The sequence below is a fragment of the Streptomyces ossamyceticus genome (assembly GCF_001418475.1).
GTDB classification, from domain to species: domain Bacteria; phylum Actinomycetota; class Actinomycetes; order Streptomycetales; family Streptomycetaceae; genus Streptomyces; species Streptomyces ossamyceticus.
The window spans coordinates 1-4,653 of the sequence record NZ_LIQX01000561.1 but is presented as its reverse complement, the minus strand read 5'-3'; the positions used below and the strand labels follow the sequence as shown (position 1 = coordinate 4,653).

Annotated in this window: 3 protein-coding genes; 1 reads left to right on the top strand and 2 read right to left on the bottom strand. The window is 69.7% G+C overall.

The window, feature by feature from the left end; all coding sequences use genetic code 11:
* Window positions 1–105 precede the first annotated feature (105 nt).
* Window positions 106–675, bottom strand: coding sequence for a GNAT family N-acetyltransferase (locus AOK15_RS33185; protein WP_055522026.1), 570 nt, complete (start codon window positions 673–675; stop codon window positions 106–108).
* A 281-nt stretch (window positions 676–956) separates the two neighbouring features.
* Between AOK15_RS33185 and secA the strand changes: the two genes are divergently transcribed.
* Window positions 957–3,806: a preprotein translocase subunit SecA gene (secA, locus tag AOK15_RS33180; protein ID WP_055522025.1), complete on the top strand. Its 2,850-nt coding sequence runs from the start codon at window positions 957–959 to the stop codon at window positions 3,804–3,806.
* Between the two features lie 305 nt (window positions 3,807–4,111).
* On the opposite strand, the gene AOK15_RS33175 is transcribed toward secA, so the two are convergent.
* On the bottom strand, window positions 4,112–4,653 hold a 542-nt coding region (locus tag AOK15_RS33175), incomplete at its 5' end, for an Rv3235 family protein (RefSeq protein WP_240508710.1).

Genomic DNA, 4,653 nt, shown 5'->3' with positions numbered 1-4,653 from the left:
TGTCGTGGGGGGCGGCAGGGGTGTCATGGTCCGCAGGGTAGGCGAGGGCACTGACAAGCGGTGCTGAGCTGGGAGAGACGGCGGCGGGACCGGGGAGGCCGGGCGTCAGTGCGGGGCCGGTAGGTAGGGGGACGTGGAGGGCAGGCTCAGGTCGGAGGGGAGGAGGGAGCCCACCCAGCAGTCGCGGAGGGTGCCGTTGTTGTTGAGGGCGGAGCGGAGCGTGCCCTCCACGGTGAAGCCGGTGTTCTCGGCGACCGCGCGGGACGCGGTGTTGCCGACCTCGGCGCGCCATTCGAGGCGGTCGACGGCGAGCGCGGTGAACGCCCAACGGGCGGCGACCCGGGTCGCCTCGGTGGTGTAGCCGTTGCGGCGGTGCTCCTTGGCCGTCCAGAAGCCGATCTCGGCGGAGCCGAGGGACCGCATGGTGATGCCGAGCATGCCCGTCAGCACCCCGGAGGGAAGGAAGACCCCGAAGGTGAACATGGAGGCGTTGACCCAGCCCTCGGGGACCGCGTGCTCCACGAAGGTCACCGCGTGCTCGCGCAGATACGGCGAGGGGATCGTGGTCCAGCGCTGGATGTCCGGGTCCTGCGCGGCGGCGTACACCGTGTCGGTGTCGCGCGCGTCCACGGTGCGCAGCAGCAGGCGCTCGGTGGTCAGGGTGACGGGGTCCATCGGGCGATTGTGCTCGGGGCGGCGGAACGGCGCCATCTCATTTGCGCACGTTCTGCGAACGGGCCCGTGACGCGGGGCCGACGAGGCGGTCACAATTCGTGCATTTCGTGGGCGGAACGCGGCACCATCGGCGACGCCCGCCCGTTGTCCTAGTGGCTGTCAGGGCCAGACCTCCCGGCACGGCGGGGTCCTCGCTTACGATGGCCGTTGCTCAAGCTGTGATTTGAATCTGTCATTGAAACCGACCGTCCCAGGCCCGACCGGCAAGGAGACAAACCCCCGTGTCCGTCCTCTCGAAGATCATGCGTGCAGGCGAAGGCAAGATCCTGCGCAAGCTGCACCGCATCGCGGACCAGGTCAACTCCATCGAAGAGGACTTCGTCGACCTCTCCGACGCCGAGCTGCGGGCCCTCACCGATGAGTACAAGCAGCGGTACGCCGACGGTGAGAGCCTGGACGACCTGCTCCCCGAGGCGTTCGCCACCGTCCGCGAGGCCGCCAAGCGCGCCCTCGGCCAGCGTCACTACGACGTGCAGATCATGGGTGGCGCCGCCCTCCACCTCGGCTACGTCGCCGAGATGAAGACCGGTGAGGGCAAGACCCTCGTCGGCACCCTGCCCGCGTACCTGAACGCGCTGTCCGGCAAGGGCGTCCACCTCATCACGGTCAACGACTACCTGGCCGAGCGCGACTCCGAGATGATGGGTCGCGTCCACAAGTTCCTGGGCCTGAACGTCGGCTGCATCCTCGCCAACATGACGCCGGCCCAGCGTCGCGAGCAGTACAACTGCGACATCACGTACGGCACGAACAACGAGTTCGGCTTCGACTACCTCCGCGACAACATGGCGTGGTCCCAGGACGAGCTCGTCCAGCGCGGCCACAACTTCGCGATCGTCGACGAGGTCGACTCCATCCTCGTCGACGAGGCCCGTACGCCGCTGATCATCTCCGGCCCCGCCGACCAGGCCACCAAGTGGTACGGCGACTTCGCCAAGCTGGTGACGCGCCTGAAGAAGGGCGAGCCCGGCAACCCCCTCAAGGGCATCGAGGAGACCGGCGACTACGAGGTCGACGAGAAGAAGCGCACGGTCGCCATCCACGAGTCCGGTGTCGCCAAGGTCGAGGACTGGCTGGGCATCGACAACCTCTACGAGTCGGTCAACACGCCGCTGGTGGGCTACCTGAACAACGCCATCAAGGCGAAGGAGCTCTTCAAGAAGGACAAGGACTACGTCGTCATCGACGGCGAGGTCATGATCGTCGACGAGCACACCGGCCGTATCCTCGCCGGCCGCCGCTACAACGAGGGCATGCACCAGGCGATCGAGGCGAAGGAAGGGGTGCCGATCAAGGACGAGAACCAGACGCTCGCCACGATCACCCTCCAGAACTTCTTCCGCCTCTACAAGCGCCACGACCACAACGGCAAGGAGCAGCCCGGCCTGTCCGGCATGACCGGTACGGCCATGACCGAGGCCGCCGAGTTCCACCAGATCTACAAGCTCGGCGTGGTCCCGATCCCGACGAACCGGCCGATGGTCCGCAAGGACCAGTCCGACCTGATCTACCGCACCGAGGTCGCGAAGTTCGAGGCGGTCGTCGACGACATCGTCGAGAAGCACGAGAAGGGCCAGCCGATCCTCGTCGGTACGACGTCGGTCGAGAAGTCCGAGTACCTCTCCCAGCAGCTCAGCAAGCGCGGTGTCCAGCACGAGGTGCTGAACGCCAAGCAGCACGACCGTGAGGCGATCATCGTCGCCCAGGCCGGCCGCAAGGGCGCCGTGACCGTGGCCACCAACATGGCCGGCCGTGGTACGGACATCAAGCTCGGCGGCAACCCCGAGGACCTCGCCGAGGCGGAGCTGCGCCAGCGCGGGCTCGACCCCGAGGAGCACATCGAGGAGTGGGCCGCGGCCCTGCCCGAGGCCCTCGCGAAGGCCGAGGCGGCGGTCAAGGCGGAGAAGGAGGAGGTCGAGAGCCTCGGCGGTCTCTACGTCCTCGGCACCGAGCGGCACGAGTCCCGCCGTATCGACAACCAGCTGCGCGGTCGTTCCGGCCGTCAGGGCGACCCGGGCGAGTCCCGCTTCTACCTCTCCCTCGGTGACGACCTGATGCGCCTGTTCAAGGCCCAGATGGTCGAGCGTGTGATGTCCATGGCGAACGTGCCGGACGACGTGCCGATCGAGAACAAGATGGTCACCCGCGCGATCGCGTCCGCCCAGTCGCAGGTGGAGCAGCAGAACTTCGAGACCCGGAAGAACGTCCTCAAGTACGACGAGGTCCTCAACCGGCAGCGCGAGGTCATCTACGGCGAGCGGCGCCGCGTCCTGGAGGGCGAGGACCTGCACGAGCAGATCCAGCACTTCATGGACGACACGATCGACGCGTACATCGCCGCGGAGACCGCCGAGGGCTTCGCCGAGGAGTGGGACCTCGACCGGCTGTGGGGCGCGTTCAAGCAGCTCTACCCGGTGAAGGTCACCATCGAGGAGCTGGAGGAGGCGGCCGGCGACCGGGCCGGGCTGACCCCCGAGTTCATCGCCGAGTCCATCAAGGACGACATCTACGAGCAGTACCAGGCACGTGAGGAGCAGCTCGGCTCCGAGATCATGCGTGAGCTGGAGCGCCGGGTGGTCCTGTCCGTCCTGGACCGCAAGTGGCGTGAGCACCTCTACGAGATGGACTACCTCCAGGAGGGCATCGGCCTGCGCGCGATGGCCCAGAAGGACCCGCTGGTCGAGTACCAGCGCGAGGGCTTCGACATGTTCACCGCGATGATGGAGGGCATCAAGGAGGAGTCCGTCGGCTACCTGTTCAACCTGGAGGTCCAGGTCGAGCAGCAGGTCGAGGAGGTCCCGGTCGAGGACGCCAAGCCGTCCCTCGACAAGGGCGACGCGGTGCCGGCCCAGGCCGGTGCGTCGCGTCCGGAGATCCGGGCGAAGGGGCTGGAGGCTCCGCAGCGCCGGGACCGTCTGCACTTCTCCGCGCCGACCGTCGACGGCGAGGGCGGCATCGTCGAGGGCGACCTCCCCGAGGACGAGCCCATCCGCTCCGAGGCCGACGGCCTCACCCGCGCGGAGCGCCGCAAGCAGCAGGGCAGGGCGGGCGGCCGCCGCCGCAAGAAGTAGCGGGTCGCCCCGCGGGCGCGCGGGGCGGTACGGGGCCGCGGCGCCGGCCGGCGTACGGGCGGTGGAGTACGGGCGGGTGGGCGTGAGCCCGTGAGCCCGACTTCGGCGCCAACGGCGACGCCTGTGGGCGCTGAGGCGGCGGGCCACAGGCCGTGAGGCGGCTGGCCGCAGGCTGTGAGGCAGGGAAGGGCCGGGCATCTTCGGGTGTCCGGCCCTTCTGCGTGAGTGGAGGTGCGGGTGCGGGGGCCGGGGTGTGATGCGGTGCGTGCGGGTTGGGGCCTGCCGTGCGGGCCGTGAGACGCGACTCAGTCGTCGTCCATGTGGGGCCGCCTCGGGCCGCCCAGTTCCACTGCTGTGCAGCGCCAGCGGTGGTCCGGGCCGTGTTCCAGGCGGAAGGCCATGGCACTGAGGCGGTCGCCCGCGCCGATGCGGGCGAAGACCTCCAGGGCGCCGGGAGCGGCCACGTAGTAGCCGATGTCGCGGATGACCGGGTCCGCGCCGTGGACGGCGCGCAGGGGGCCCTGATCGGCGAGCCAGGCCAGTTCGTCGTAGGCGCGGCCCGCGGTGTGGCGCAGCATGCTGTGGACGGGGCGGCGGCCGCTCAGGACGGCCAGGAGGAGGTCCGCGAAGCGGTCGGTGGGGCGGGGCCGCTGGGTGGCGGGCGCGGTGAGGACCTCGGGAAGAAGGGCGGCGGCGGTCATGCTCCGCGCGGCGGTCGACGCACGGCCGTCGCCTGCCGGTGCGTGGCCCTCGCCTGCCGGGGCGTGGCCACTGCCCGCCCTGGAATGGCCGCTGCCTGCCGTGGACCCGCCGCTGCCCCCTGTGGACCGGCCGCTGCCGGGCCGCG

Coding starts and splice junctions, on each gene's coding strand:
- AOK15_RS33185 (WP_055522026.1), bottom strand. CDS start 675: ATGGACCCCGTCACCCTGACCACCGAGCGCCTGCTGCTGCGCACCGTG.